Origin of the sequence: Nonomuraea sp. NPDC049152 (assembly GCF_040648355.1) — a bacterium.
Taxonomy (GTDB): domain Bacteria; phylum Actinomycetota; class Actinomycetes; order Streptosporangiales; family Streptosporangiaceae; genus Nonomuraea.
Window position 1 is genome coordinate 331,127 of the sequence record NZ_JBEZDO010000004.1, and the last position, 26,069, is coordinate 357,195.

The 26,069-nt window shown below is 70.6% G+C and carries 23 protein-coding genes and 1 pseudogene; 9 read left to right on the top strand and 15 right to left on the bottom strand.

Annotated features, from left to right (window positions below; translation table 11 throughout):
* Positions 1 to 11: 11 nt before the first annotated feature.
* Entirely contained in the window at positions 12 to 1,001 is a 990-nt protein-coding gene (locus tag AB0B45_RS10460; protein WP_358128135.1) for a tyrosine-type recombinase/integrase, read from the bottom strand.
* On the bottom strand, positions 1,001 to 2,647 hold the full coding sequence (locus tag AB0B45_RS10465; RefSeq protein ID WP_358128136.1) for an acetolactate synthase large subunit: 1,647 nt from the start codon (positions 2,645 to 2,647) through the stop codon (positions 1,001 to 1,003). Before AB0B45_RS10465 ends, AB0B45_RS10460 begins: the two co-directional genes overlap by 1 nt.
* A gap of 40 nt (positions 2,648 to 2,687) precedes the next feature.
* Here AB0B45_RS10465 and AB0B45_RS10470 point away from each other — a divergent pair, with 40 nt between their 5' ends.
* Both AB0B45_RS10470 and AB0B45_RS10475 read left to right on the top strand, forming a co-directional pair.
* Positions 2,688 to 4,109, top strand: a complete 1,422-nt coding sequence (locus tag AB0B45_RS10470; RefSeq protein WP_358128138.1) for a wax ester/triacylglycerol synthase family O-acyltransferase — start codon at positions 2,688 to 2,690, stop codon at positions 4,107 to 4,109.
* 10 nt (positions 4,110 to 4,119) lie between these two features.
* Entirely contained in the window at positions 4,120 to 5,172 is a 1,053-nt protein-coding gene (locus AB0B45_RS10475; RefSeq protein WP_358128140.1) for a winged helix DNA-binding domain-containing protein, read from the top strand.
* A 73-nt stretch (positions 5,173 to 5,245) separates the two neighbouring features.
* Here the strand turns inward: AB0B45_RS10475 and AB0B45_RS10480 are convergent, their stop codons facing one another.
* Positions 5,246 to 5,866 carry a helix-turn-helix domain-containing protein gene (locus AB0B45_RS10480; protein WP_358128142.1) on the bottom strand — a complete coding sequence of 207 codons (621 nt, stop codon included), beginning with the start codon at positions 5,864 to 5,866 and terminating at the stop codon, positions 5,246 to 5,248.
* 127 nt (positions 5,867 to 5,993) lie between these two features.
* Here AB0B45_RS10480 and AB0B45_RS10485 point away from each other — a divergent pair.
* Both AB0B45_RS10485 and add read left to right on the top strand, forming a co-directional pair.
* Positions 5,994 to 6,908, top strand: a pseudogene (locus AB0B45_RS10485) (RNA polymerase sigma factor); the annotation flags it as partial.
* Positions 6,909 to 6,987: 79 nt separating this feature from the next.
* A complete protein-coding gene (gene add / locus AB0B45_RS10490; protein ID WP_358128144.1) occupies positions 6,988 to 7,929 on the top strand; it encodes an adenosine deaminase in 942 nt (313 codons plus the stop codon).
* Here add and AB0B45_RS10495 read toward each other — a convergent pair.
* Positions 7,898 to 8,749 (bottom strand): LLM class flavin-dependent oxidoreductase, encoded by an 852-nt coding sequence (locus tag AB0B45_RS10495; RefSeq protein ID WP_358128146.1) that lies wholly within the window; start codon positions 8,747 to 8,749, stop codon positions 7,898 to 7,900. The two genes, add and AB0B45_RS10495, sit on opposite strands and share 32 nt — an antisense overlap.
* Positions 8,750 to 8,813: 64 nt before the next feature.
* Between AB0B45_RS10495 and AB0B45_RS10500 the strand changes: the two genes are divergently transcribed.
* Complete coding sequence (locus AB0B45_RS10500) at positions 8,814 to 10,157, top strand: APC family permease (RefSeq protein ID WP_358128148.1); 1,344 nt, start codon at positions 8,814 to 8,816, stop codon at positions 10,155 to 10,157.
* Positions 10,158 to 10,202: 45 nt separating this feature from the next.
* Here the strand turns inward: AB0B45_RS10500 and AB0B45_RS10505 are convergent, their stop codons facing one another.
* Together AB0B45_RS10505 and AB0B45_RS10510 are read right to left on the bottom strand one after the other, a co-directional pair.
* Positions 10,203 to 10,985, bottom strand: a complete 783-nt coding sequence (locus tag AB0B45_RS10505) for an ABC transporter permease (protein ID WP_358128150.1) — start codon at positions 10,983 to 10,985, stop codon at positions 10,203 to 10,205.
* A complete protein-coding gene (locus tag AB0B45_RS10510) occupies positions 10,982 to 11,908 on the bottom strand; it encodes an ATP-binding cassette domain-containing protein (RefSeq protein WP_358128152.1) in 927 nt (308 codons plus the stop codon). Before AB0B45_RS10510 ends, AB0B45_RS10505 begins: the two co-directional genes overlap by 4 nt.
* 57 nt (positions 11,909 to 11,965) lie before the next feature.
* On the opposite strand from AB0B45_RS10510, the gene AB0B45_RS10515 reads away from it, so the two are divergent.
* A complete protein-coding gene (locus AB0B45_RS10515; protein WP_358128154.1) occupies positions 11,966 to 12,535 on the top strand; it encodes a TetR/AcrR family transcriptional regulator in 570 nt (189 codons plus the stop codon).
* A gap of 24 nt (positions 12,536 to 12,559) precedes the next feature.
* On the opposite strand, the gene AB0B45_RS10520 is transcribed toward AB0B45_RS10515, so the two are convergent.
* The 4 genes from AB0B45_RS10520 to AB0B45_RS10535 form a co-directional block, all read right to left on the bottom strand.
* Entirely contained in the window at positions 12,560 to 14,287 is a 1,728-nt protein-coding gene (locus AB0B45_RS10520; protein ID WP_358128156.1) for a thiamine pyrophosphate-dependent enzyme, read from the bottom strand.
* A 117-nt stretch (positions 14,288 to 14,404) separates the two neighbouring features.
* On the bottom strand, positions 14,405 to 14,944 hold the full coding sequence (locus AB0B45_RS10525) for an ABATE domain-containing protein (protein ID WP_358128158.1): 540 nt from the start codon (positions 14,942 to 14,944) through the stop codon (positions 14,405 to 14,407).
* A 31-nt stretch (positions 14,945 to 14,975) separates the two neighbouring features.
* On the bottom strand, positions 14,976 to 16,121 hold the full coding sequence (locus AB0B45_RS10530) for a DUF6596 domain-containing protein (protein ID WP_358128160.1): 1,146 nt from the start codon (positions 16,119 to 16,121) through the stop codon (positions 14,976 to 14,978).
* 114 nt (positions 16,122 to 16,235) lie between these two features.
* A complete protein-coding gene (locus AB0B45_RS10535) occupies positions 16,236 to 16,652 on the bottom strand; it encodes a YciI family protein (protein WP_358128162.1) in 417 nt (138 codons plus the stop codon).
* Positions 16,653 to 17,024: 372 nt separating this feature from the next.
* Here AB0B45_RS10535 and AB0B45_RS10540 point away from each other — a divergent pair, with 372 nt between their 5' ends.
* Positions 17,025 to 17,426 carry a helix-turn-helix domain-containing protein gene (locus tag AB0B45_RS10540; protein ID WP_358128163.1) on the top strand — a complete coding sequence of 134 codons (402 nt, stop codon included), beginning with the start codon at positions 17,025 to 17,027 and terminating at the stop codon, positions 17,424 to 17,426.
* Positions 17,427 to 17,538: 112 nt separating this feature from the next.
* On the opposite strand, the gene AB0B45_RS10545 is transcribed toward AB0B45_RS10540, so the two are convergent.
* From AB0B45_RS10545 to AB0B45_RS10555, 3 genes are all read right to left on the bottom strand, one after another.
* Positions 17,539 to 18,075: a toxin-antitoxin system HicB family antitoxin gene (locus tag AB0B45_RS10545; protein ID WP_358128165.1), complete on the bottom strand. Its 537-nt coding sequence runs from the start codon at positions 18,073 to 18,075 to the stop codon at positions 17,539 to 17,541.
* A gap of 256 nt (positions 18,076 to 18,331) precedes the next feature.
* Positions 18,332 to 19,504, bottom strand: coding sequence for an acyltransferase (locus AB0B45_RS10550; RefSeq protein WP_358128166.1), 1,173 nt, complete (start codon positions 19,502 to 19,504; stop codon positions 18,332 to 18,334).
* A 179-nt stretch (positions 19,505 to 19,683) separates the two neighbouring features.
* On the bottom strand, positions 19,684 to 21,054 hold the full coding sequence (locus tag AB0B45_RS10555) for an FAD-binding oxidoreductase (RefSeq protein ID WP_358128168.1): 1,371 nt from the start codon (positions 21,052 to 21,054) through the stop codon (positions 19,684 to 19,686).
* A gap of 150 nt (positions 21,055 to 21,204) precedes the next feature.
* On the opposite strand from AB0B45_RS10555, the gene AB0B45_RS10560 reads away from it, so the two are divergent.
* Positions 21,205 to 21,903, top strand: a complete 699-nt coding sequence (locus AB0B45_RS10560) for a helix-turn-helix domain-containing protein (protein WP_358128170.1) — start codon at positions 21,205 to 21,207, stop codon at positions 21,901 to 21,903.
* A 468-nt stretch (positions 21,904 to 22,371) separates the two neighbouring features.
* Complete coding sequence (locus AB0B45_RS10565; protein ID WP_358128171.1) at positions 22,372 to 22,620, top strand: SCO4226 family nickel-binding protein; 249 nt, start codon at positions 22,372 to 22,374, stop codon at positions 22,618 to 22,620.
* A gap of 4 nt (positions 22,621 to 22,624) precedes the next feature.
* Here AB0B45_RS10565 and ligA read toward each other — a convergent pair whose 3' ends face one another.
* Both ligA and AB0B45_RS10575 read right to left on the bottom strand, forming a co-directional pair.
* The gene (gene ligA / locus AB0B45_RS10570) at positions 22,625 to 24,727 is read right to left on the bottom strand and encodes an NAD-dependent DNA ligase LigA (RefSeq protein ID WP_358128173.1); all 2,103 of its coding nucleotides are present in this window, start codon (positions 24,725 to 24,727) and stop codon (positions 22,625 to 22,627) included.
* Between the two features lie 145 nt (positions 24,728 to 24,872).
* The gene (locus AB0B45_RS10575; RefSeq protein WP_358128175.1) at positions 24,873 to 26,012 is read right to left on the bottom strand and encodes an ROK family transcriptional regulator; all 1,140 of its coding nucleotides are present in this window, start codon (positions 26,010 to 26,012) and stop codon (positions 24,873 to 24,875) included.
* Positions 26,013 to 26,069 lie beyond the last annotated feature (57 nt).

The window sequence follows — 26,069 nt, forward strand, 5'->3', positions numbered from 1 at the left end:
CGGGGTCCCCTTCAGTTGAACGTGAGGGGCCGGGCCTTGGGCAGCCTGAGCCGGTCGACGGCCTCCCTGCGGGTGTTCTCGGGCCGCCGGTCGTAGCGGGCGGTCGTCGCGGGGGAGGAGTGACCCACCAGCGCCTGCGCCGTCGCCAGGTCCACCCCCGCGTCCAGCAGTTCGCCGATGAACGTCCTGCGGAAGTCGTGCGCGGTCCGCTTGCCCGCCCCCGCCTCGCCGAGCCTGCGCGCCAGGATGTCGGCGATGCCCTGCCCGGTCAGCGGCACGGGCCGCTCTTCGCGGGTCCGCAGCCGCCCTGACCTGCTGATGGGGCAGAACAGCGCCCCCGCGGCCCGCCCGCGTACGGCCAGCCACCGCTCCAGCAGGCCGATCGCGTCGCTCGTCAGGTAGACCAGCCGTTCCTTGTCGCGCTTGCCCCGCACCCGCAGCGAGCGGGCGGCCGGGTCGTAGTCGGCCAGGGCGAGCCCCGCGACCTCGGCCCGCCTGCAGCCGGTGGAGTAGAGGGCCGCGATGAGCGCCGCGTCACGCCGTCCGGCGGGGGAGTCGTCGCAGGCCGACAGCGCCGCCCCCACCACCTCGGGCGGCACGTGCTGGCCCGCGGGCAGCCTGGTGTGCGTGACGGGGGCCAGGTCGGCGGCCCTGGCGTAGTCCTCGGCGCTGGTCTGGCCCAGCCGCCAGGCCTCCTTCAGCACCCGCCGCAAGGCCACCAGATGCTTGTTGACGTAGGCGGGCGACCAGCCCTGCTCGGTGAGCACGGTCCTGATCCGCACGGTGTGCTCGTAGCGCAGCAGGTGCCACGGCATCCCCGCGCCGGTGACCGCCTCGTCGCCCGTCAGCACCCGCGCGATGCGGTCGAGGCAGCCCCGCATCGTCCGCCTCGACTCCGCGCTGGCCAGGGAGTCGAGGTAGACGTGGTAGGGGTCGCTCGCCGGCCGTACGGCAGGCGCGGGCGGCTGCGGACCATCGGTGACTACGGCAGGCGCGTCCATCAAGCCGATCTTAGGCCCGCGAGCGACTCGGTCAGCGCCAGGTTGGCCGAGTAGTCCACGGGGACGGCGACCACGGACACGCCCTCGCCGTCCAGCGCCTCGCGCAGCGTCGGCAGCAGCTCGTCGGCCGAGCCCACCCGGTAGCCCCTGGCTCCGAAGCTCTCGGCGTACTTCACGAAGTCGGGGTTGCCGAACGCGATGTTGGAGCTGCGCCCCAGCTCGAGCCCCATCTTCCAGTCGATGAGCCCGTAGGCGTCGTCCTCCCAGATCAGCACCGTGATCGGCACCCGCTCGCGCACCGCGGTCTCCAGCTCCTGGGAGTTCATCAGGAACGCGCCGTCACCCGTGGCGGCCAGCACCCTGCGCGAAGGGAAGGCGAGCTTGGCGGCGATCGCGCCGGGCACCGCGAACCCCATGGACGACAGCCCGTTGGAGACCAGCATCGTGTTCGGCTCGTAGGTCGGGTACATGCGCGACATCCACATCTTCACCGCGCCCGTGTCGGCCAGCACGATGTCGTCGCGCCCCATCGCCTGCCTGATGTCGGCGACGATCCTGCGCGGCGTCAGCGGGAAGCCCTCCTCGGCCCGCCCCTGCTCGAACTCCTCCCTGATCAGCCGCCGCACCTTCTCCACCGTCGGGCTGAGCGTGAAGCGCCGGTGCACGGCCTCGCCGAGGGCGTGCAGCGACCTGGAGATGTCACCCTGGACGCCGACCGCCACCGGGTAGTGGTCGTCTACCTCGGCGGGGAACTGGTGAATGTGGATGATCTTTTTCGACCGATCCGGGTTGATCTTCACGGGGTCGAACTCCTGCAGCTCGTACCCCACGCTGATCAGCACGTCCGCCTCGTCGAAGGCGAAGTTCACGTGATCGTGGCGCATGAACCCGAACGCGCCGAGCGCGTGCCGGTGGTCGTCGGGGAAGACGCCCTTGCCGTTGAAGGTGGTCGCCACCGGCAGGCCGAGCCGTTCGGAGAAGTGGACCAGCGCGTCGCGGGCGCCCGCCCTCGTGGCGCCGTGCCCCGCCAGCACGACCGGACGACTGGCCGTGGCCAGCAGGTCGGCCGCGCGGGCGATCTGCGCGGAGGACGGGTCGACCGGGCGCACCACGTTCACCGGCAGCGGCCCGACGTCGTCGGGGACCTCGGCCTTCTCCACGTCCTCGGGGATCGCCAGGTACACCGCTCCGGGCCGCTCGGTCTGGGCGGTCTTGAAGGCCTTGCGCAGCATCTCGGGGACCGCGGCCGCGGTGGGCACCAGCTCCGACCACTTCGTGATCGGCCTGAACAACGACACCAGGTCCACGATCTGGTGCGACTCCTTGTAGATGCGGTCCAGGCCCACCTGCGCGGAGATGGCGACCACGGGAGTGCTGTTCGTGGTGGCGTCGGCGACGCCCAGCTGCAGGTTGATGGCGCCGGGGCCGAGCGTCGCGGAGGCGACGCCCGCCTTGCCCGTCAGCCTGCCGTAGATCTCCGCCATGAAGGCCGCGCCCTGCTCGTGGCGGACGAGGACATAGCGGATCGAGGAGTCGTTCAACGCGTCGACGAAATGGATGTTTTCCTCACCCGGGATGCCGAAGACGTACTTCACGCCCTCCGCCTCCAGCGCCCGGACCAGCAACTTGGCAGCCGTGCTACTCATGGTCTCTGCAGCAACCCCAAAGCGCAGTAAATTTCCAGGTATGGCGCAGCTCACCGCACTCGACGCGCAGTTCCTCAACTTCGAGACCGCGACGAACGTCGCCAACATCGCGGGGTTGGCCATCCTGGACGGCGACATCAACAGAAGCGACCTGCAGGAGCTGCTGACACAGCGGCTCCCGCACGTGGCGGCGATGCGGCGCAAGCTGGCGCCGGTGCCGTTCGGCCTCGACCATCCGTACTGGGTGCGCGAGGACGATCTCGACCTCGACTACCACGTCAGGGAGATCGGGCTGCCCCCGCCGGGCGACGACAGGCAGTTGGCCGAGCAGGTCTCCCGGCTGCACGCCCGCAGGCTCGACCGCAACCGGCCACTGTGGGAGATCTACCTGATCCACGGCCTGTCGGGTGGCCGCATGGGCCTCTACACCAAGATCCACCACGCCGCGGTCGACGGCGTCGGCGGCGCGGACGTGCTGGCCGCCCTGCTCGACCTGACCCCGGTGCCCGCGCCGCCGCCCGAGGCCGAGCCCGAGTCCGACGACCCGGCGCCGAGCCGGACCGCGATGGTGGGCAGGGCGCTGACCAGGCTCGCCGCCAACCCCGCGCAGGCGGTGAAGTTCGCGGCCCGAGCCGTGCCGCATCTCGACGAGATCCCGGTGGTGTCGAAGGTGCCGGGCGTGGAGCTGGTCTCGGGACTCGCCCGCAGGGTCGCGGGCACGGGCGACGCGCCGGGACTGCCCGCCCTGCCCGCGCCGCGCACCCCGTTCAGCGGCCCGATCTCCGCGCACCGGCGCTTCGCGTTCGTGTCGCTGCCGCTGGAGGAGATCAAGGAGGTGCGCAAGGCGTTCGGGGTGACGGTCAACGACGTGGTGATGGCGGTCTGCGCGGGCGGGCTGCGCGGATGGCTGGCCGCGCACGGCGGGGTGCCTGACGGGCCGCTGGTGGCGGGCGTGCCGTTCTCGCTGCGCGAGCGCGGCCCCGGCAACCAGGTCGCGATCATGACGGCGCCGCTGGCCGTCCACGTCGAGGACCCCGTGGCCCGGCTGGAGCAGGTCCAGGAGTCGATGAGCCGGATCAAGGAGCGCTTCTCCCTGGCCCCCGCCCGCTGGCTGAGGGAGTTCAGCGAGTCGATGCCCGCCGCCCTCATGGGCCTGGCCTCCCGATCGGCGTTCGGCCTGGTCGGGCAGACCGCGCCGCCCATCAACGTGGCGATCTCCAATGTGCCTGGGCCGCAGTTCCCGCTGTACGTGTGCGGGGCGCGGCTGCTGACGCACTACCCGGTCTCGGTGATCACCGACGTGAGCGGCGGCGTCAACATCACCTGCTTCTCCTACGACGGCTCGCTCGACATCGGCGTGGTCACCGACCGCGCCATGATCCCCGACGCCTGGGAGATCACCGACAGGCTCCGCGACGCACTCGACGAATTGAGGAACGAAGTCTTCCGCGATAGACCGTAGCGTCGCCACCATGAAGCTGACGCGCAGGACTCTCAACCGCACCGCCCTCGACCGCCAGCTCCTGCTGCGCCGCGCGGAGATGTCGCCGATCGAGGCGATCCGCAGGCTGGTGGCGGTGCAGGGCCAGGAGATCAACGCGCCCTACTTCGGCCTGTGGTCGCGCCTGTCGAGCTTCACTCAGGACGACCTGTCCGACCTCCTGTACGGCAGGCACGTCGTGCGCGGCTCGCTGCTGCGCGGCACCCAGCACCTGACCGCCGCCGACGACTACCTGTGGCTTCGCCCGATCATGCAGGCCTGCCTCGCCCGCTCCCGCCAGGCCGCCTTCGGTAGGGCGACCGGCGGCGTCGACCTCGACGAACTGGCCGCGCTCGCCCACGCACACCTCAAGGGCCGCACCCTGACCCGCCCCCAGCTGCGCGACCGGCTGGCCGAGCGCTGGCCCGAGGTGGAGCCGCTCGCGCTCGGCTGGTCGGCCCAGGCGCTGCTGCCCCTCGTGCACACCCCGCCCAACGGCATCTGGGGCAGGGGCGGCGCCACGCCGTTCACGCTCGCCGAGGAGTGGATCGGCGCCCCGCTGTCGGCGGAATTCGACGTGGAGACGATGATCGAGCGGTACCTGGCCGCCTTCGGCCCGGCAAGCGCCAAGGACATCCAGATGTGGTCGGGCCTGACCAGGCTGCGCGAGGTCGTGGAGCGCATGCCGCTGCGCCGCTACACCGACGAGGAAGGCCGCGACCTCTACGACCTGCCCGGCGCGGAGCTCACCCCTGAGGACGCCCCCGCCCCCGTGCGGTTCCTGCCGTACTTCGACAACCTCGTCCTCGCCTACGACGACCGCACCCGCCTGATGGCCGACGAGCACCGCAAGCTGGTGTGCGTCGGCGCGATCACCAACCCGGTCATCCTGGTCGACGGGTTCGTGGCCGGCATGTGGTGGCTGACCAGAACGGGCCTGGAGATCAAGCCCTTCCGCGAGCTCCCCTCAGAGGTCAGGTCCGAGGCGAGCCGGATGCTCGCCTTCGCCGGGCAGCCGGACGCGGAGATCCGGATCTCCGCGTAGATCCGACCCTGTCCCTTGTCCGCCGGCCTGCTTCTCGCTCTCTCCCCCTGGCCGTGGAGGGTGGTCGGCGGGGCTACCTCTCGCGTACCGCGTAGCCGCCGAGCGACGGCTCCAGCAGGTCGAAGGCCGTCGTCGCCGACTCCTCCAGCGCGGCGGCGACGGTGTCGGCGTCCTCGTGTCCCAGCGTGCGCCGCATCAACTCGTTGAACAGCACCCGATGGACGCCCGCGAGCGCCGCCGCGGCGGCCTTCGCCCCGAGGTCTCCTCCCAGCTCGGCCGCCAGCGCTTCTTCCCGCTGTTCGTGCAGGTCGCGCAGCCGGGCGACCAGGGTGGGGCTGTCGGCGATCATGCGCGCGAACGGCTCGCCGGTGAACCCGATCACGGGGTCGCGTCGCTCCACCGCGGCCAGGAACACCCGGCGCAGCGCCGCCAGCGCCGACTCCCCTCGCGCCCGCTCCCTGACGGTCTCCGCCAGCGAGGCCACGAACTCCTCGTGGTGGTCGAGCGCCATGTCCTCCTTGCGGGGGAAGTAGTTCGTCACCGTCATCTTCGCGACCCTGGACGCTGCGGCGATGTCGGAAATCGTGGTCCGCTCGAACCCATGCTCCACGAACAGGCGGGTAGCGTGGTCAGAGATGGCCAGCCTGGTCTCTCGCTTCTTCTGTTCCCTCAAACCCAACGTGTCGATGCTCATGGGCACACCCTCTCACAAATTTTTAGGTTCGACATTATTTTAGGTTGACACTAACCATGGTCAACTCTAATCTTATGTCCGTACTAAGTTTGGAAAGGAACGAATGACCGCGACCCTGATGGACGAGGCCGTAGCAACACGCGACACCGTCAAGGACTACCTCAAGCAGATCGGCAAGGTCCCCCTGCTCAGCGCCGAGCAGGAGATCGACCTGGCCAAGCGGATCGAGGCGGGGCTGTTCGCCCGAGAGCGCCTCGACACCCAGCCAGACCTGCCCGCCGAACTGCGTGCCGACCTCGAGTGGATCGCCGAGGACGGGGCGCTGGCCAAGCAGCGCATGCTGGAGGCCAACCTTCGCCTCGTCGTCTCGATCGCCAAGCGCTACACCGGGCGCGGCATGCTCTTCCTCGACCTGATCCAGGAGGGCAACCTCGGTCTGATCCGCACCATCGAGAAGTTCGACTACACGCTCGGATTCAAGTTCTCCACCTACGCGACCTGGTGGATCAAGCAGGCCATCACCAGGGCGATGGCCGACCAGTCGCGGACCATCCGCATCCCCGTGCACATGGTCGAGGTGATCAACAAGGTGTCCTCCACGCAGCGGCGGCTGCTGGCCGACCTCGGCCGCGAGCCGACGCCCGAGGAGATCGCCGCCGAGGTGGAGATGGACCCCGTCAAGGTCGCGGAGGTGCAGCGCTACGCCCGCGAGCCGATCTCCCTGCACACGCCGCTGGGGGAGGAGGGCGACAGCGAACTGGGCGACCTCATCGAGGACTCCGAGTCGCCCTCGCCGGCCGAGCAGGTGTCGTTCACGCTCATGCGGAGCCAGCTGTTCCAGATCCTCGACAGCCTCTCCGAGCGGGAGGCGGGGGTGATCACGATGCGGTACGGCCTGACCGACGGCCAGCCGATGACGCTGGACGAGATCGGCAAGGTCTACGGCGTGACGAGGGAGCGCATCAGGCAGATCGAGGCCAAGACGATGTCGAAGCTGCGCCACCCTTCCCGCGCCGAGGCGCTGCGCGACTACCTCAACTGAGCGGCCCGCCGTACCGGACAAAGCCGTACCCGGGAAAAGGAGATGTGACGGGGGACGTGACCTCCGTAGGATCAGGCCAGTGAGAGACATCGCGCGGCTGCCCAAGGCCCACCTGCACGTTCATCTGGAGAGCACGGTCCGCCCTGCCACCCTGCGAGAGCTCGGGGTCCAGACGCCGCGCCCCGATGTCTTCACCGGATTCCGCCAGTTCGCCGACCACAACGCGCGGGTGCGCGGCGCCCTGCGCACTCCCGAACACTTCCGCAGGATCGCCCGCGAGTTCTGCGCCGACGAGGCCGCCCAGGGCACCCGCTACGCCGAGGTCACCTTCACCGCCGCCTCCCACGGCGAACGGCTCGGCGACCTGGAGATGCCGCTGCTGGCCGTCCTCGAAGGGCTGGCGGAGGGCGAGGCCGAGCACGGCATCAGGTGCCGGCTCATCCTCGACCACTCCCGCCGCCGCCCGGCGGAGCGCCTGTGGCAGACGCTGAAGCTGGCCGCCGCCCACGACGAGGTCATCGCCATCGGGCTCGCGGGAGACGAGACGTACCCGCTGACGCCCTTCGCCGACGTGCTGGAGGTCGCCAGGGAGGCGGGGCTGCACCTGGTGCACCACGCAGGGGAGACCGCGGGGCCCGACAGCGTCCGCGAGGCGCTCGACGTGGGCCACGCCGAGCGGATCGGCCACGGCATCCGCGTGCTCGAAGACCCCGCCCTGGTGGCCGAGCTGCGCGAGCGCCGCGTGCCGCTGGAGGTGTGCCCGTTCTCCAATGTCCTGCTCGGCATCGTGCCGTCGCGCGCCGAGCACCCGCTGCCCCGCCTGAGGCGGGAGGGCCTGGTCGTCACCCTCAACACCGACGGAGAGACCTCGCTGCTGAAGGAGTACGCCGACGCGCGTGACAGCGACGAGACGCTCGCCGAGCTGGCCGCGGCCTCCGTCACCGCGTCGTTCGCCCCCGAGGAGCTGAAGGCCGAGCTGCTGAAGGGGATCAGCGCTTGGCTTTCCGCACCAGCGGGATGACCTCGCTCGCCAGCCGCCCGGCCTGATCGCCAGGACCGGCCGGGGCGAGGCTGAGCGTGGTGAACCCCATCGCGACGAAGCCCGCCAGCCGCTCGGCGACCGCCTCGGGATGTCCCGAGACCATGCCGGGCCGGCCCAGATCCTCGCCGACGTGCACCACGACGTGGTAGGCGCACGTGGGCGCGGGCCGTCCGGCCTTCTCGGCGGCGGCCAGCACCTTCTCGCGCATGACGACGGCCTGCTCGGGCGGCGCGAAGCCCAGCGAGGGGATCCAGCCGTCGGCCAGCCGTCCCGTCAGCTCCAGTGCCCGGGGCCCGAACGTGCCGAGCCAGATCGGGATGCGCCGCGACGGCTTGGGCTCCAGGTCGGCCGTGTCGGTGTGGAAGAGCTTGCCCTCGAAGGTGAAGGCGGGCCGCTCCCACAGCCCCCTGGTGACGTGGATCGCCTCCTCGAGGCCGTCGATCTTCTCCCTCGTCGTGGGCACGCGCAGTCCGAACGCCCTGAACTCCTCGTCGGAGTGGCCGCCACCGAGCCCGAGGATCAACCGGCCGCCCGACAGCCGGTCGAACGTCTCCGCCATCTTGGCCACCATCGCGGGCGGCCTGTACGGCACGCCGAGCACCCTCGTGGCGATCCTGATCCGCGAGGTCGAGGCGGCGATCCACGACAGCAGCGTCCACGTCTCGAAGCTCGGGGCGGTCCCGCACGGGTGGTCGCTGGTGGAGACGAAGTCGAAGCCGAGCTCCTCCGCGCGTACGGCGGCGCTGACGGGGTCGTCGCCTGGGCGGGCGTCGGCGGGGATGTTCAGTCCGAATTCCATGGTTGTTGATGTATCAACATTACTGGCGGGTGTCAACATCGACAGAGATGGGCACGGCATCCACATGACAACGCCCCCCGCACAGGTGTCACTGAAACGCGCCATCGGACCAAAGCTGCTGATCTTGTTCATCATCGGCGACATCCTCGGCACCGGCGTCTACGCCCTCACCGGATCGGTCGCGGGAAGAGTCGGCGGAGCGCTGTGGATCCCGTTCCTCATCGGCTTCGTGATCGCGCTGTTCACGGCCATGTCCTACGTCGAGCTCGTCACCAAGTACCCCAGGGCGGCCGGCGCCGCCCTCTACACCCAGCTGGCCTTCAAGAAGCCGTTCCTCACCTTCATGGTGGCCTTCGCGGTCATGTGCTCGGGCCTCACCTCGGCCAGCGCCGCGGCCCGCGCCATCGGCGGCAGGTACCTGCAGGAGTTCGTCAGCCTGCCCTCGGTCGTGGTCGGGATCGTCTTCATCGTCGCCGTGGCGGCGCTGAACTACCGGGGCGTGTCGGAGTCGGTCAAGACCAACATCGTCTTCACCCTGATCGAGCTGACCGGCCTGCTCATCATCATCCTGATCGGCGTCTACGCGGTCGCGACGGGCGCGGGAGAACCGTCGCGCCTGACGCAGATCAGCACCGAGGACTCCGGCGGGCTGCTGCTGGCCCTGCTGGGCAGCACCGCGCTGGCGTTCTTCGCCTTCGTCGGGTTCGAGGACTCGGTGAACATGGCGGAGGAGACCCAGGACCCGGCGCGCAACTTCCCGCGCGCGATCTTCCTGGGCGTGGCCATCACCAGCACCGTCTACATCCTGGTCGCGCTCACCTCCTCGCTGCTTGTCGACTACCGCGTCCTGAAGGCCTCCGACGGGCCGCTGCTCGAGGTGGTCAAGGCGGGCGGCCTGGGCTTCCCGCCGCAGCTGTTCGCCGCGATCGCGATCTGCGCGGTGGCCAACTCCGCGCTGATCAACATGATGATGGCCTCGCGCCTGGTGTACGGCCTGGCCAACGAGCGGGTCGTGCCGCGCTCGCTCGGCCTGGTGGACCCGCGCCGCCGTACCCCCATCGTCGGGATCGTGTTCACCACCGCGCTGGCCATCGGCCTCATCTCCACCGGCGAGATCTCGGGGCTGGGCGAGACCACGGCCTTCCTGCTGCTGTGCGTCTTCGCCGTGGTGAACGTCGCGGTGCTGGTGCTGCGCAGGGAGGGGGTCGACCACGAGCACTACCGGGCGCCCACGGTGCTTCCCGTGATCGGCGCGGTCATGGCGGTCGTGCTGGCCAGTCCGTTGACCGGCCGGCCGGGCACCGTGTACATCACGGCGGGCGTCCTGCTCGGCATCGGCATCCTGCTGTGGCTGGTCAACTGGGCTTTCACCCGCAACCAGCGGCAGGACGAGGGCGAGAGCGCCTGATCCGGCGGCCGTGCCGTACATCCCCTGTACGGCACGGCCCGCCGGTCAGCGGCTCAGCCGCCTGTAGGCGCGCGCCGACAGCGGCAGGAAGACCAGCGTGATCGCCACCGGCCAGGCCACGGCCAGCAGCAGTGCGTGCTCCGACGCCCACGAACCGCCCGCGAGCCCCTGGTTGCCGAACAGCTCACGGCAGGCGGCGACCGTGGCCGACAGCGGATTCCACTCGGCGAGCAAGCCCATCCACCCCGGCATCTGCGCGGGGGAGACGAACGTGTTGGCGACCATGGTGAGCGGCAGCATGATCATCCATGAGGCTCCCGCCGCCTCGGGGCTGAGCTTGAGCCCGGCGAAGATGCCCACCCAGATGAGCGAGAAGCGCAGGAGCAGCAGCAGGCCCACCGCGGCCAGCGCGTTGAGCGGGCCGTTGTGCCAGCTCCAGCCGACCGCCACGCCGCACGCGATGAGGATGGTCAGCTCCAGCACTGAGCCGACCATGTCGGAGATGGCCCGCCCGAGCACCACACCCGTCTGAGAGACCGGCATCGAGCGGTACCTGTCGGTGACGCCCTTGGCGGCCTGGGTGGTGACGATGATCAGCGTGGACGTGATGCCGACGGCCATCGTCTGGCCGAACATGCCGGGCATCAGGTACTCCCTGTAGTTGTCGCCCGCGCCCGCGACGGCCATCGCGCTGCCGAAGACATAGCCGAACAGCAGCACCATCACGATCGGGTACAGCAGCCCCGAGAGGATGGCGGTCGGGTTGCGCACCCAGTGCAGCAGGTACGCCCTGGCGATCACCCAGGCGTCGGAGAACACGTGGGTCATGCCGTCACCTTCAGGAACACCTCGTCGAGCGTGGGGCGGCGCAGTGCCACGTCCTCGACCCCGATGCCCTTGGCCTCCAGCGCGCGCATGACCTGGCCGAGGGCGTGCATGCGGTCGGCGACCGGCGCGGACAGCCTGCGGGTGTCGGGATCGGACACGGGCGGGCCGAACGCGGCCAGGATGTCGCTCGCCTCCCGCAGGTCCTTCGAGTCGCGCAACACCAGGTCGAGCTGGTCGCCGCCGATCGAGGACTTCAGCCGCTCGGGCGTGTCGTCGGCGATCACCCTGCCCTGGCGCAGCACCACGATCTGGTCGGCCAGCTGGTCGGCCTCGTCCAGGTACTGGGTGGTGAGCAGCACCGTGCTGCCGTTCACCACCAGGGTGCGGATGGCCTGCCACACCTCGTTGCGGTTGCGGGGGTCGAGGCCCGTCGTCGGCTCGTCGAGGAAGAGCACGCGCGGCGCCTGGATGAAGGTGGCGGCCAGGTCGAGGCGGCGGCGCATACCGCCGGAGTAGTGCTTGATCCGCTTGTCCGCCGCCTCGGTCAGCCCGAACTGCTCCAGCAGCTCCTCGGCCCTGTGCCTGGCCCGCCGGAGGCCGAGATGGTAGAGCCTGCCCCACATCACCAGGTTCTCCCTGCCGGTCAGGATCTCGTCGACGGCGGGCTCCTGCGAGGCCAGGCCGATGACCTGGCGGACCTTCGCCGGCTGGGTGGCCACGTCGAATCCGGCGACCGTGGCCCTGCCTCCGTCGGCCCGCAGCAGCGTGGACAGAACGCGCACGGCGGTGGTCTTGCCCGCGCCGTTGGGTCCGAGCAGCCCGCAGGCCGTCCCTTCCCGCACGGCGAGGTCCAGCCCGTCGAGTGCATGGGTGCCGCCGAAGCGCTTGGACAGCCCTTCGGCCAGAAGTGAATAGGAGTTCATTGCTTCAGAATGGGACTTCAATGTCTCAAAGTCAAACCCCTATGTTAGAGTTTGGGAGTGAGCAGTTCCACCTCTGAGTCCGGAACCCGTGGCCGCACGCGCCGCGCGATCCTGGCGGCGGCCGCCTCCACGCTCGCCCGCGACCGCAAGGCGACGCTGGCCGACATCGCCGAGGCGGCCCAGGTCGGGCGCAGCACGCTGCACCGCTACTTCGCCGACAGGAGCGAGCTGATGGAGGCCGCCATCGTCGACTCCTTCCGCGCGGTGGAGGATTCGGTCCGCGAGGCCGCGATCGACCAGGGGCCCGCGCTCGAGGCCATGCGACGCCTCCTCGCGGCCATGGTCGACGTCGGCGACCGGCTGGCGTTCCTGTTCGGCGACCCGCGCGTGCTGGAGGAGTTCACCGACAGCTTCGTGCCCGACATGTCGGTGCCGACCACGATCGACCTGATCAAGCGCGGCCAGGAGGAGGGCGTCTTCGACCGCGCGTCCACTCCCGAGTGGATCCAGACCGTGATCTGGTCGCTGACCTACTCCGGCTGGGAGGCGGCCGAGAAGGGCGAACTGCCCCGCCACGGCGTCACCGCCACGGTGATCCGTACCTTCGAGAACGGGATGGTGACCTGAGGGCCCGGGTCTTCGGTTCGGCGCTCAGAGGTGGCGCAGGTTCGTGCGGGCCAGCCGCCACGCCTCGCCGACCCCGCCGTTCAGGACGATCTTGCCGAGGGACAGCGCGAACCCCCGCGCCTCGGCCACCGTGAGATGCGACGGCACCTCGAGCGCGTCGGCGGTCGTGACGACGTCGAGCAGCGCGGGCCCTTCGTGCGCGAACACCTTTCCGACCGCCTCGCGCAGCTCGCCCGGCTCGGTGACCCTCCTGGTGAAGAACCCGGCGCCCGCCGCGATGGCGGCGTAGTCGACCATGTCGTGGTCCGTCCCGAACGGCGGGGCGCCCGCCACCATCATCTCCAGCCTGACCATCGCCAGACTGGAGTTGTTGAAGACCACGACCTTGACCGGCAGCCGGTGCGTCTTCACGGTGAGCAACTCGCCCATGAGCATCGCCAGGCCGCCGTCGCCCGACAGCGACACCACCTGCCTGCCCGGATGGGCGATCTGCGCGCCGACCGCCATCGGCAGCGCGTTGGCCATCGACCCGTGCACGAAGGAGCCGATCAGCCGTCGCCGGCCGTTGGGCGTGAGATACCTGGCCGCCCACGTGCAGCACATGCCGGTGTCGGCGGTGAAGATCGCGTCGTCGGCGGCCAGCTCGTCGACCAGGGCCGCGAGGTACTCGGGATGGATCGGCACCAGGTCGTCGACGTCATGGGTGTAGGAGTCGAGGCCCCGCCTGACGGCGCGCTCGTGCTCGCGCAGCATGCCGTCCAGGAACGACCTGTCGGTCTTCTCGCGCAGCAGCGGCATCAGCGCCCTGATCGTGTGGCCCACGTCGGCGGCGATGCCCTGACTGATCGGTGCCCTGCGGCCGAGCCTGGACGGGTCGATGTCGACCTGCACGTTGTCGCGGGTGGGCAGGAAGTCGTCGTACGGGAAGTCGGTGCCCAGCAGCAGCACGAGATCGGCCTCGTGCAGCGCCCGATAGCAGGCGCCGTAGCCGAGCAGCCCCGTCATGCCCACGTCGTAGGGGTTGTCGTACTGCATGACGTCCTTGCCGCGCAGCGTGTGGCCGATGGGCGCCTCCAGCCATGCCGCCAGCCGCAGCACCTCCTGGCGCGCCTCGGCGCAGCCGATGCCCGCGAAGATCGTCACCTTGCCTGCGCCGTTGATCCGCTCGGCCAGCTCGGCGACCTCCGCGGCGCCGGGCACCGGCTTGGGGCGGCCCGCGACCAGCGCGCCGGCGGGGGGTTCGCCGGCCGACTCGTCGCTGAGCACGTCGCCCGGCAGCACCAGCACGGCCGCCCCGCCCTTGCCGATCGCGTTCTGGATGGCGGTCCTCGCCGTACGGGCCAGCTGGGAGGGCCGCGAGACGAGCTCGCAGTAGTGGCTGGCCTGCCCGAACAGCAGCTCGGGCTTGGTCTCCTGGAAGAAGCTCGTGCCGATCTGGGTGGAGGCGATGTGCGAGGCCAGGACCAGGACGGGCGCGCCCGAACGATGCGCGTCCATGACGCCCTGGATCAGGTGCGTGTTACCTGGGCCGCAGCTTCCCGCGCACACCGCCAGCCGTCCGGTCAGTTGGGCCTCGGCGGAGGCGGCGAAGGCCGCGCCCTCCTCGTGGTGCACGTGCACCCACTCCAGGGTGTCGCTGCGCCTGACGGCGTCGCTGAAGGCGTTGAGGCTGTCACCCACCAGCCCATAGACGCGGGTGACCCCCGCTCGGACCAGCACTTCCACGAGATCATCCGCTACGGTGCGGCTCATCGGCACACCTCTCTTCCTGCTCCGCACCACCCCCTACCCCGACATGCGAACCCAGTCGTGCCGCGCTGACCCGCGGTTCGGGTCTCCCCGGCGTGCGGGGGTTTCATCCGGCGAGCTTCACGCCGTCCTGTGGCGCCGGTAGTGGCGCGCGACCCTGGCCCTGTTGCCGCACAGCGCGGCCGAGCACCAGCGCCGCCTGGGGTGGGCGGGCAGGAACAGCATCACGCAGTCGTGGGCCTCGCACTGGCGGATCTTCCCGCTCGCCTGGTCGGCCAGCAGGTCGGCCGTGGCCTCGGCGAGGATGGCGGCCAGCCGTACTCCCAGCGAGCCGGTCCGGACCTCTGCCGCGGTGATCGCGGCTCCGTCCCAGCTCAGCTCCCTGACAGCGGGCGCGGCGCGCTGTGCGTCGTTGAGGCCGCGCAGCGCCGCCTCCGCGGGCCGTTCTCCGTTCAGCAGCGCGTGGACGGCGGCGGCCGCATGATCGCGTACGGCGTGCACGGCGGCCAGGTCGTCCTCCGACAACGCGCCCTCCAGGCCCGGCAGCCTGTCGGCTTCGACGTCGAGCCATCGCCTGAGCAGCTCGGGAGTGGCGATCAGGTCGGTGTCGAGGGGACGGGTGTTGATCAGATCGAGCGCCAGCGGCTCTCCAGTGAGCATGCTTCTAATGCTACATAGCGTCGCTAGCACATTAGAAGCCTTCGTGATCGGCCGGCTCCTTCAGGCGGGACGCCCTCGCGTTGAGGTAGCGCTGTTCGGGCAGGCTGCCGGTGCGCCGCGCCGCCACCAGGTACGACTCCCTCGCCGCCCCTTCATCACCGGCCATCTCCAGCAGATGCCCCCGCACCGCCGGCACCCGGTGGTGCCCGGCGATCCGCGGATCAGCCTCCACCCGCGACAACAGCGACAGCCCCGTCCTGACATCCCCTGCCATCGCCACCGCCACCACGTGGTTCAACGCCACCATCGGGTTGTCGGAGATCCGCATCAGCAGCTCGTACAGCGCCACGATCTGCGGCCAGTCCGTCTCCTCCGCCGTCGCCGCCTCGTCATGGACGGCCGCGATCGCCGCCTGCAACTGGTACGGCCCAGCCGGCCCCCGCGGCAACACCTCGGAGATCAACGCCATGCCCTCCTCGACGTACTCCGCCCTCCAGAGCCCGCGATCCTGCTCCGCCAGCGGGATCAGCGCCCCGTCGCGACCCGTCCTCGCCGGTCGGCGCGCGTCGGTGAGCAACATGAGCGCGAGCAGCCCCGCCACCTCGCCGTCGCGCGGCGGCAGCGCGTGGACGATCCTGGCGAGCCTGATCGCCTCCGCCGCCAGCTCGCTCCGGTACAGGCTGCCGCCCGAGGTGCTCGTATACCCCTCGGTGAAGATCAGGTAGAGGACGTGCAGCACGGCGACGAGCCGTTCGGCGCGCTCGGGCTCGGCCGGCACGCGGAACGGAACGCCGCTCGCCCTGATCCGCTGCTTGGCCCTGCTGATTCGCGCCGCCATGGTCGTCTCCGGCACGAGGAAGGCGCGGGCGATCTCCGCCGTGGTCAGGCTGCCGACCGTGCGCAGGGTGAGCGCGATCTGCAGCGCGGGCGAAAGCGCGGGATGGCAGCACATGAACAGCAGGATGAGCGTGTCGTCGGAGTCGGACGGCGGCCGGTCGGCCGCGGGCGTCATCCGGTCCTCCCGCGTCGTCCACATGGCCACGGTGTCCTCGCGACGCCGGCGCGCCTGCTCGCTGCGCAGCAGATCGGTCAGCCGCCGCGAAGCGACCGTGATCAGCCACGCGCGCGGGTTGTCCGGCACCCCCACGCCCTGCCACTGCCTGGAGGCCGCGATCATGGCCTCCTGGACGGCGTCCTCCGCGGTGTCGAAGTGCCCGGACCAGCGCGCCGAGGACCTGCGGCGCCAGCCGGCGCAACAGGTCCTCGACGTGGTCCTCGGCCATCAGGTGGATCACCCTTCCAGATCGCCGCGCTCCTCGACGATCAGCCGCACGTCCGCCTTCGCCCTGGCCCGCATCTCCTTGGGGCCGGGACACTTGGTCAGCCGCGCGGCGATCTCGGTGGCCCTGTCGAAGCTCTCGCACTCGACGATCGTGTAACCGGCGAGGACCTCGGCGGTCTCAGGGTACGGCCCGTCGGTCACGACAGGGGCGCCGTCGCGCACATGGACCCGCCTGGTGTGCACGGGGGCGGCCAGGCCGCGGGCGTCGACGAACTCGCCCGACTCGACCAGCTCCTTGTTCCACTGCTCCATGAACGCGCCCATCGCCGCGAAGTCCTCGCCGTCCGAGGGCGACGGGTCCGCCGCGCTCTCCGCCATGGCGTCGTAGTCCTGCTGCGAGGCGTACAGCATGATCATGTACTTCATCGTGTCCTCTTCTCTCCTACGGTTCCCCTCGGCGCCTTCACCGGAGACGTCGGAGCCGCCGCACCCCACGTTGACACCTTGCCACGAACGATCGGTGAATGTGACGCACGTCACAAGCTTTCGGCCCATCGCCCCCGCGATCACCGCGACGGCCCGGGCGGCCGGGCCGGGCTCCGAGCTCCTCCGCGGCGTCGCGGTTCGCCTGGTCCCGGCGGGAGGGCGCGGCCGCGGTCCGGGCGCTGACCCGCGTGGCCGGATCCGAGGGAGGGACGTCCAGAACCGCAGCCATCGATCGGAGCGCTACAGGACTTGATGACTGGTGACCGCTGACGAAAGGAGAGAGATCATGGTGGGGCACGCCTGGTCGTCTTCATGCAGCGGCCCGGCCAGTCCCAGTTCAGCGTCCGCCTGAACCCGCCCGCCCCGCGCTGCGAGTCGCTCAGGACGGCGCTCGACGCCGTCATCCTCGACCCGGCGGGCGACCACGGCCTCAAGGCGATGGCAGGCCGGGCAGGCGTCAGCGTGCACCAGCTGACCAGGCTCTTCCGCCAGGAACTCGGCACCACGCCCGGCCGATACGTCGAGCAGGCCCGCATGGAGCGGGCCAAGAACCTGCTGGAGACAGGTGACCAGCCACTCGACGTGGTCGCCCGCCGGTCGGGGTTCGGCTCACCCGAAACGATGCGCAGAGCCTTCGTCCGCGAACTGGGCGTGCCTGCCGTGGCCTACCGTGCCCGATTCAGGACCACCGGCGACGGCTGCCGGGCCCCCTGACCACGTTGCGTTGTATGGGAGCGCGTTCGATGGCGGCGGCCGGGTCAACGGACCAGCCGGTGATGGTGCGCGCCGGGTCAACGGACCCAGCCGGTGACGGTGGCGGCCAGGGTTAGCGGACCCACCCGGTGTAGCGCCGTCCCGATGTGGTGCTCCCTCGACGGTCGCCGCGGCGGCTGTCGTCGGGGTTGAGGGTGGCGGCGACGGCCCGGACGAGCCAGGCGTTCACCGACAGGCTCTCCTTGCCCGCGGCCTCCTCGACCCTGGCCTTGAGGTGCTCAGGCAGCCGGAAGTTGATGCGCGAGGTGCCGCCCTCGTCACCCTCCTGCGGCAGCGGGGGAGCGGGCGGCCTGACCACGCCCGCGGACGCCGGAGCGGAGTCGAAGCTCTCCTCGGCCGACTCGTCGAACGGCGCCCTGACGACGAAGTCGGGGTCACGACCACGCAGACGGACGTCGACCGAGCCGGGCGCGAGGTCGCGGGTGATCTCGTCGGCCGCCTTCGACAGCGCCTCCAACAAGGCGAGCCTGGTCGCGGACTCCAACGGTCCGGTGAGACGCTCGGCGAGCGCGCGGGCTTCCTCGCCGCCGACCTCCGCGGCGGCCGCCAGCTCCTGGCGCAGATAGTCGACGTAAGGCGCGAGATCCATGACGCCACTATGGCGTCAACCTGGCATCATGGCAAGCTGACGGCCGCGCCCTCCACGTGCGCCATCGGCTCGCTCACCTGCGTCCACACCCGCCAGCGCAGAAGCTCGGCGTAGCTCCGGGGGCCACCACGTCGGACGGCCAGACGTGATCCTCGGTCACGCCGACGCCTGAAGCGGCCGGGTCCGATACTCCAGACGGCAGGAGTACGTCGCACGAATGTTCGCCACGCCGACGCGTCCTCCTCGTCGGGAAACCTCAGGAGCGGGCGAGACGGCGGCCGAGCGACTGCATCGGGCGCTCAATGAAGCGGTAAGTCAACGCGCTGGCCAGGATGCTCGCGGCCACGGCCGCCACCGCCACCGCGATCTGGACGACCAGCGGCGACCTGCCCATGCCTCCGATCGCCTCGTGGACGAACGTGAACAGCGGGTGGTGCACCAGGTAGAGCGAGTAGCTGATCAGGCCCAGCCACGTCAGCACCCGCGGTATCGGCCGATCCCGCCACGCCATGGCGCCGGCGAACGTGAGGCCCGCCGCCCCGACTGTAGTGATCCACACACGGGGCTCCACCCACCACCATCCGGCCTGAATCGCCCAGACGGGCGCCAACACCACCAGTGCCGCGGCCGCCGCCACCGGCCAGAGCGTGCCCGCACCGCGCTCCCAGCGATGGACCGCCGTCCCAGTGAACATCACGGCCAAGATCGTGAGGCCCAGCCACGGGATCCGGCCGCTCACCACCGGCAGAGCCAGCGCCATCACCCCCAGCGCGCACGCGGCGGCCGTACGGAACCTGCCCGAGATCACGCACGCGAGCCCCGTCACGAACACCGCGCCCGACGCGTAGGCGAGCCACCCGCCCGCCAGCGGGGAGGCGGCCAGCGCCGCCCCCGCCACCACCGAGGCGGCGCCGAAGAGCATGGCGACCGGCCCGCTGCGCTTGTGCAGCCTCAGCACGAACAGCGCGGTCACCAGCAGGTAGAAGACCATCTCGTAGGAGAGTGTCCACATGGTGTCGGCCACGCCGCCCGTGTTGAGCACGTCGAGCAGCATCGTCAGATGAGAGGCGACCGCCGAACCGTCGCGCGGCACCTCCTCGCGGAGCGGCACCCACCACGACAGCGCGACCATCAGCACGCAGACGCCGAGGTAGAGCGGGTAGAGGCGGAAGACCCTGCTGATCCAGAAGGCGCGCAGGTCGCCCCGCCGTTCCAGCGAGGCCGGAATGATGTAGCCGCTGACCAGGAAGAACACCATCACACCGTAGATGCCGAGGCTGAACCAGTACGGCCGGAGCGGCGGCAGCACCCACGGCAGGTGCTCGGCCACCACCGCGATCGCCCCGATGCCGCGCAGGGCGTCCAACCAGGCGAGCCTGCTCACCCGTGGGGCCTTCTGGGGCGACACGGCGGAAATGGCGGTGGACACCCGCCCCAACCTACCCGCCCTCCTCCCGCCATGAGGGCAAGATCGTGTCGATTCCCGCCGCCGAAGGAGGAGGGCGGCCGGTTCTATCTGGGCAAGCTTTGGGCGACCGATGTTCGGCGCCCGACCTGGGCCGGGGACGTCAGGAAACGGCTCCCCGTTCGATGTTGGCCGGCCCCCGCTCAAGCGGGACGGATGTTCTTGTTGTGGTGGAAGGCGTTGTCGGGGTCGTACTTGGCCTTGACCTCCGCGAGTCGCCGGTAGATGTGGTCGCCATAGGCCTCTCGAACGCGGCTGGTGTCGTCGTCGGAGTCAAGGAAGTTGACGTAGACGCTTTCGGCGCGGTGTGGTTGGAGGGCTTGAAGGAACCGCCGCGCCCACGCGGTCTCGGCCGCGGCGTGCTCGCCGGACTCGTCAGGGAGCCACACGGCGTCGACGATGATGTTGTGGGCCACATCGCGACCGGCGTAGGCGGTGGCATCGTGGGGGACTCGGGCGACGGCGCCACCCATGTGGAACATCGCCGAGTACGACCGGGGCGAGGTGGCGGTGTAGGCGTGATCGGCGATGACGGCGATGGCGTCGTCGGAGAGGCCGGTGAGGTCCGTGGCCTTCCAGTAGTAGTGCCACCCGTGGAGGACAGTGTCGTCGAAGCCGCCCTGGAAGGCGACGTACGGAGTGGGTGCGAGCAGGTCCACGAGCGGCGACCTGAACCGGCGGAGGGCCCGCACCGCACGCTCGCCGTCCTCGACGGCACCGGCGTAGCAGCAGGCGACGGCGACGGCCGGCCGCCAGTGCAGGTCCTCAGGGATGACCGGCAGCGGGGGGACGGTGCCGAGCCTGACGACGGTGCCGAGCTCGTCGGGCGCTTCGGCGGTGAAGTCCCGGTAGAAGCGCAGCACGTCGGTGGTGTCGCCGGCCGCCCAGAAGACGGGTCCGGCCATCACGGTCGGGCCGACGGGGTGCAGCGCGAACAGGAACGAGGTGATGACGCCGAAGTTGCCGCCGCCGCCTCGCAGCGCCCAGAACAGATCGGGGTGTTCGTCGGAGGACGCCCGGACGATGCCGCCCTCGGCGGTGACCACCTCGGCGGCCAGCAGGTTGTCGACGGTGAGCCCGTGTTTGCGCATGAGGAAGCCGATGCCGGCGCCGAGGGTGAGCCCGGCGACACCGGTGTGGCCCACGATGCCGCCGGTGGTGGCCAGGCCGTGTGCCTGTGTCTCGTGGTCGACGTCGCCCCACAGCGCACCACCCTGCACCAGGGCGGTGCGGCCGGCGGGGTCGACCCCCACGGCGCGCATCGCCGAGAGGTCGATGACGATCCCGTCGTCGCACACCGCGGTGCCGGCCACGTTGTGGCCCCCGCCCCGAACGGCGATCTCCAGGTCGTGTTCGCGGGCGAAGCGCACGGCCGCGGCCACGTCGGCGGTCCCGCTGCATCGGGCGATCAGCCGGGGGCGCCGGTCGACGGCGCCGTTCCACACGGCACGGGCGGTGTCGTAGTCGGCGTGGTCAGCGGTGATCAGCTGGCCCCGGAACCCGTCGATCTCCATCGTGGTTACCTCCTCGCTCAGGCGGCCGACTTGCTCGGTGGTCGGTGTCGTCCTTTTCTCTCGACGGCCTCATCGCACCACCGTGGACCGCGGCTGTGAAGTCAACAATCTGGACTTCACAGCCGATGTCGGGCGCGTGACACTGGTGTTGTGCGGACCTACGGCCAGTACTGCCCCATCGCCCGCGGCGCCGAGATCTTCGCCGAGCGCTGGACGCCGCTGATCATCCGCAACCTGTACCTAGGCTGCGGAAGCTTCAGTGAGATCCTGGAGGGCGCGCCCGGGCTCTCTCGCACCCTGCTCTCGCAGCGGCTCAAGCAGCTCGAACGGTTCGGCATCGTCGAGTCGGCACCCAAGCTCGACGGGCGCGGGCGCCGCTACGGGCTCACGCCCGCCGGTCACGACCTCTTCAAGGTCTGCCAATCGCTCGGTGAGTGGGGTGCCCACTGGCTCGAGATCGCCCCTGAGCATCTCGATCCCTTTGTGGCTCTATGGTCGATGTGCAACATGCTCCGCCGAGACCGGCTCCCGGCTCGACGCATCGTCATCCGCTTCGACTTCACCGGCGGCCGGCGCCCCGAGCGGTTCTGGCTGCTGATCGAGCACGGGGACACCGAGATCTGCAAGACGTACCCCGGCCTCGATGAGGACCTCTACATCACGGCGGAAGCCGAAGCCTTCGTCAAATGGCACGCCGGCCAGCTCACCTGGGCCGAAGCCACCCGCGACCGCCGCATCCAACTCCATGGTCCCTCGTGGCTCGTACGAGCGTTCCCCACCTGGAACGCCCGCAGCGCCTTCGCTCACATCAAGCCGGTCTCCCGGACCGCGGCGAGCTCAGCAGCCTGACATCCTCGACACACCCTCCCATTGCGGCACCGCACCGCGCCCGGGTCCCCACGGCCGCATCCATCGCCGCCCCGATGTCGCCGAAGGTCGCCAGCACCCGAGGCGCCGATTCGCTGACCAGGTCGAGGAGCGCCACCTGACGTCGATGGAGATTGCACGGCCGGTGCAGTTCACTCAAGGCAGGTGCTCGGCCACCACCGCGATCGCCCCGATGCCGCGCAGGGCGTCCAACCAGGCGAGCCTGCTCACCCGTGGGGCCTTCTGGGGCGACACGGCGGAAATGGCGGTGGACACCCGCCCCAACCTACCCGCCCTCCTCCCGCCATGAGGGCAAGATCGTGTAGTTCTCCGCCGGGAGCCGAAGGAGGAGGGTGGCCGGTTCTATTTGGGCAAGCTTTGGGGTGACCGATGTTCGGCGCCCGATCTAGGCTGGACGTTACGGCAGGTCAGCCGTCTGAGGAGGAAGCCATGGCGAAGTTCATGGACGTCCATCACGGCATGATGGGCATCACCGACCAGCAGCTGCAGGAAGCACACGCAGCCGACCTCGCGATACAGGCGGAGGAGGGGGTGATCTTCGAGCACGCGTGGGCCGACCCGGCCGAGGGCCTGGTCTACTGCCTGTCGGAGGCCCCAGACGCGGAAGCCGTCCAGCGCATACACCAGCGGGCAGGTCACCCGGCCGACGAGATCCACGCGGTGCCGCTGACCGCCTGACCGCTCAGAGAAGCGCGCTGACCAGGGCGGCGAACTCGTCAGGAGTCGCGATCCTGACGCCCAGGCTCTCCGCCTTGGCCCGCTTGGAGCCCGCCTTCTCGCCCGCCACCAGCAGCGATGTCTTCGCCGACACGCTGGAGGACGCCTTCCCTCCCGCGCGCTCGATCAGCTCGTTCATCTCGTTGCGCGACAGCGACTCGAGCGGTCCGCTCATCGCGCCGGTGACCACGACGGACATCCCGGCCAGCGGCAGCTCGGCCGCCGATGCGTCGCCCGGATCCGTGCCGGGAGCGGTGCCCGAAGCAGCGCCGGCAGCGGCGGCGGCCCCGCCCGGCTCCGTCATGTTCACACCCGCCTTGACCAGCTTGTCGATGAGCGGGCCGAGCTCGATCAGCTCGGCGACCACGACGGGGGCCTTCTCCGCGCCGATGCCCTCCACCGCCTGGATCGCCGCCGAGTCGGCCGCGCGCACGGCCTCCATCGTGCCGAAGTGGCGGGCGATGCGCCGGCTCATCGCACGGCCCGTGCCGCGCACGCCGAGCGCGGTGAACACCCTGCTCAACGGCTGGCCCTTGGCCCGATCGAGCGCCGCCAGCAGGTTGTCGGTGCTGACCTCGCCCATGCGCTCCAGCCCCAGCACCTGCTCGCGGGTCAGGAAGAACAGGTCGGCGAAGTCGGTGATGAGCCCGGCGTCGAGCAGCTGCTGGATGCGGTTGTCGGCCAGCCCCTCGATGTCGAGCTGGTCGCGGCCCGCGGCGTAGCCGATGGAGGCGATCGCGTTGCACGCGCGCCCGCGCACGCACCGCCAGCGCTCCTGGCTGCTGTCGATCGCGTCGCCGCACAACGGACAGGCCTGCGGGATGTCGATCGGCCGCTCGTCGCCGGTGCGCAGGTGCACCACGGGGGACTCGACCCTGGGAATCACGTCGCCCGCCTTGTAGACGACCACGCTGTCACCGAGCATGAGCCCGCGGCGGGTGATGTCGGCGGCGTTGTGCAGGGTCGCGTAGGTGACGGTGCTCCCGTCGAGCTCGATGGGCTTCAGGACGGCACGCGGGGCGATGACGCCCGTGCGCCCCGTGTTCCACTCCACGGCGAGCAGCTTGGTGATCTTCTCGGTGGCGGGCAGCTTGTAGGCGATCGCCCAGCGCGGCGCGCGCGAGCCGAACCCCGCCTGGGCCTGGTCGGCGGCCAGGTCGCACTTGATGACGATGCCGTCGATGCCGAAGGGCAGCTCGGCGCGGACGGCGGCGATCTGCTCGACGCGCTCGTGCACCTGCTCGATCGTGGTCGCCACGATCCCGGCGACGGGCGTGGCAGCGGTGGTCTGAACGCCCTGCGCCGCCACCCATTCCATGATCTCGCTGTGCGGCAGCTCGCGCAGCCGCGTCGCGAGCGCGGAGTCCTCGTCGGGCGGCAGAGGGAGCGCGCCGTACCCGAAGAACGTCAGCTCGCAGGTGTAGGGCCGGTCCTGGGCGCGCAGCGTGCCCGCGGCCGCGCTGCGCGGGTTGGCGAAGGTGGTGCCGTCGTGGGCGCGGCGCTTGGCGCAGGCGGCGTCGAACTGCTCGGCCGTCATCATCACCTCGCCGCGCAGCTCCACCGTGACCTCCTCGGCCAGCCGGTCGGGCAGCCCGACGACGGTGCCGATGGCGTGGGAGACGTCCTCACCCGCGGTGCCGTCGCCGCGGGTGACCAGCTGCGCCAGGCGGCCACGCCGGTAACGCGCGGAGATCGCGAGGCCGTCGAGCTTGGGCTCGACGCTCCACACGGTGACCGGACGGCCGAGCCTGCGCTCCACCGAGGCGGCCCAGTCGGCCAGCTTCCCGGCGTCGAAGACGTTGTCGAGGGAGAGCATCGGCACGGTGTGCGGGACGTCGCCGACCACCGCGCCGCCCGCCACCTTGCCCGTCGGCGAGGTCGGCAGCACCTGGTCGGGGTGGGCCTCCTCGTAGGCGGCGATGCCGCGCGCCAGCCGGTCGTAGGCGTCGTCGTCAAGCGTGGAGGTGCCGTCGGCGTAGTAGGCGGCCGAGGCGTCGACCGCCAGCTGGACCGCTTCGGCGTAGGCGGCCTGGTCGGCCAGGACGGTGATCGGGGGCGCGTCGCTCATGAACCCATCATGCCGGTCGGCACCGACAATTCCGGACCCCGGAAGGGGCCCTGAGCTGCGGTGGCGAAGAGGGCGTCGCGGGGGTGCGCGCGTGGGCAGGGGTGGCGAAGAGGGGCGTCGGGGAGGTGCGCGTCTGGACCGGGGGTCAGAGGACGGCGTCGAGGAGGAGGGCGCCGGCCCCCAGCAGCGCCACGTCCTTGCCCGCCCGCGCGGGAGCGATCTCCAGGTCGCGGGTGGCCAGTGGCAGGCAGCGCTCGTACACCGCCGCCCTGATCGCCGCGATCAGCGGCTCGGCCGCCGACAGGCTGCCCCCGACGGCGATCACGTCAGGGTTGAAGAAGTTGACGAGCACCGTGAGGACCTCACCGATCAGCCGTCCCGCCGCGCGCACCAGACTGGTCGCCTCAGGTACGGCGTCGCTCACCAGGCCGATGATGTCGGCCGGTCTGTCCACCACGATCCCCGCCTCGGCCAGCGCCGACATGAGCGCGGCGCCGCTGGCGTACGCCTCCAGGCAGTCGGGGTGGCCGCACGAGCACATGACCGAGGAGTCGGTGCGCACCCTGACGTGGCTGATGTCGCCCGCCGCGCCCCTGCCCCTGTGCAGCTGACCGTTGACGATCACGCCGCACCCTATGCCGGTGCCGGCCTTGAGAACCATGAGGTTGTCCGAGCCTGGCCACGAGCGGGCCTCGCCGACCGCCATGAGGTTGGCGTCGTTCTCCACCAGGACCGGCAGGTCGTAGCGGGTGCCCAGATGGTCGGCGACGGGGTAGTTGTTCCACCCCGGCATGCGGGAGGGGCCGACGACGCGTCCCGATGCCGGATCCACGGGCCCGGGGATGCCGGTGCAGACGCCGCGCAGCGGCATGCCCGAGGGGGCGTGCGTGCGCAGGAGGTCGTCGAAGGCGTCGGCCATCCAGTCGAGCACCGCTTCGGGCCCCGCCGAGATGTCACACGCCCTCTCCTGTACGGCGAGCGGCGTCCCGCTCAGGTCGAGCAGGCCGAGCCGTACGTGATGGGAACCGAGGTCGGAGACCGCCAGCAGTCCCGCGCTCGGCGCCAGCCGCAGCCTGCGCGGCCTGCGCCCGCCGCGCGAGGTGCCAGAGCCCTCCTCGACCAGTAGCCCGGCCTCGAGCAGTTCCTCCACCCGCAGCGAGACGCTGGAGGCGGCCAGGCCGGAAAGCCGCGCCAGATCGGCGCGCGACTCGGCCTGGCCGGTGGCGACGAGCCTCAGCAGTCCCCCCTGCGCACCCGTCACGGGCAGCCGCTCTTTGCCAGACATGAGCAGATGAATACCACGCTTTACCTTCGTACGACAACGTGTTGACTTATCGCGAAA

Bases quoted from the DNA above. Each gene is read 5' to 3' on its own strand.
- AB0B45_RS10575 (WP_358128175.1), bottom strand. From the start codon at position 26,012: ATGTCTGGCAAAGAGCGGCTGCCCGTGACGGGTGCGCAGGGGGGACTG.
- AB0B45_RS10525 (WP_358128158.1), bottom strand. From the start codon at position 14,944: ATGCTCACTGGAGAGCCGCTGGCGCTCGATCTGATCAACACCCGTCCC.
- AB0B45_RS10505 (WP_358128150.1), bottom strand. From the start codon at position 10,985: ATGACCCACGTGTTCTCCGACGCCTGGGTGATCGCCAGGGCGTACCTG.
- AB0B45_RS10535 (WP_358128162.1), bottom strand. From the start codon at position 16,652: ATGAAGTACATGATCATGCTGTACGCCTCGCAGCAGGACTACGACGCC.
- AB0B45_RS10520 (WP_358128156.1), bottom strand. From the start codon at position 14,287: ATGAGCCGCACCGTAGCGGATGATCTCGTGGAAGTGCTGGTCCGAGCG.
- ligA (WP_358128173.1), bottom strand. From the start codon at position 24,727: ATGAGCGACGCGCCCCCGATCACCGTCCTGGCCGACCAGGCCGCCTAC.
- AB0B45_RS10500 (WP_358128148.1), top strand. From the start codon at position 8,814: ATGACAACGCCCCCCGCACAGGTGTCACTGAAACGCGCCATCGGACCA.
- AB0B45_RS10510 (WP_358128152.1), bottom strand. From the start codon at position 11,908: ATGAACTCCTATTCACTTCTGGCCGAAGGGCTGTCCAAGCGCTTCGGC.
- AB0B45_RS10470 (WP_358128138.1), top strand. From the start codon at position 2,688: ATGGCGCAGCTCACCGCACTCGACGCGCAGTTCCTCAACTTCGAGACC.
- AB0B45_RS10555 (WP_358128168.1), bottom strand. From the start codon at position 21,054: ATGGAGATCGACGGGTTCCGGGGCCAGCTGATCACCGCTGACCACGCC.
- AB0B45_RS10530 (WP_358128160.1), bottom strand. From the start codon at position 16,121: ATGATCGCGGCCTCCAGGCAGTGGCAGGGCGTGGGGGTGCCGGACAAC.
- AB0B45_RS10545 (WP_358128165.1), bottom strand. From the start codon at position 18,075: ATGGATCTCGCGCCTTACGTCGACTATCTGCGCCAGGAGCTGGCGGCC.
- AB0B45_RS10465 (WP_358128136.1), bottom strand. From the start codon at position 2,647: ATGAGTAGCACGGCTGCCAAGTTGCTGGTCCGGGCGCTGGAGGCGGAG.
- AB0B45_RS10480 (WP_358128142.1), bottom strand. From the start codon at position 5,866: ATGAGCATCGACACGTTGGGTTTGAGGGAACAGAAGAAGCGAGAGACC.
- AB0B45_RS10475 (WP_358128140.1), top strand. From the start codon at position 4,120: ATGAAGCTGACGCGCAGGACTCTCAACCGCACCGCCCTCGACCGCCAG.
- AB0B45_RS10460 (WP_358128135.1), bottom strand. From the start codon at position 1,001: ATGGACGCGCCTGCCGTAGTCACCGATGGTCCGCAGCCGCCCGCGCCT.
- AB0B45_RS10565 (WP_358128171.1), top strand. From the start codon at position 22,372: ATGGCGAAGTTCATGGACGTCCATCACGGCATGATGGGCATCACCGAC.
- AB0B45_RS10495 (WP_358128146.1), bottom strand. From the start codon at position 8,749: ATGGAATTCGGACTGAACATCCCCGCCGACGCCCGCCCAGGCGACGAC.
- AB0B45_RS10540 (WP_358128163.1), top strand. From the start codon at position 17,025: ATGCAGCGGCCCGGCCAGTCCCAGTTCAGCGTCCGCCTGAACCCGCCC.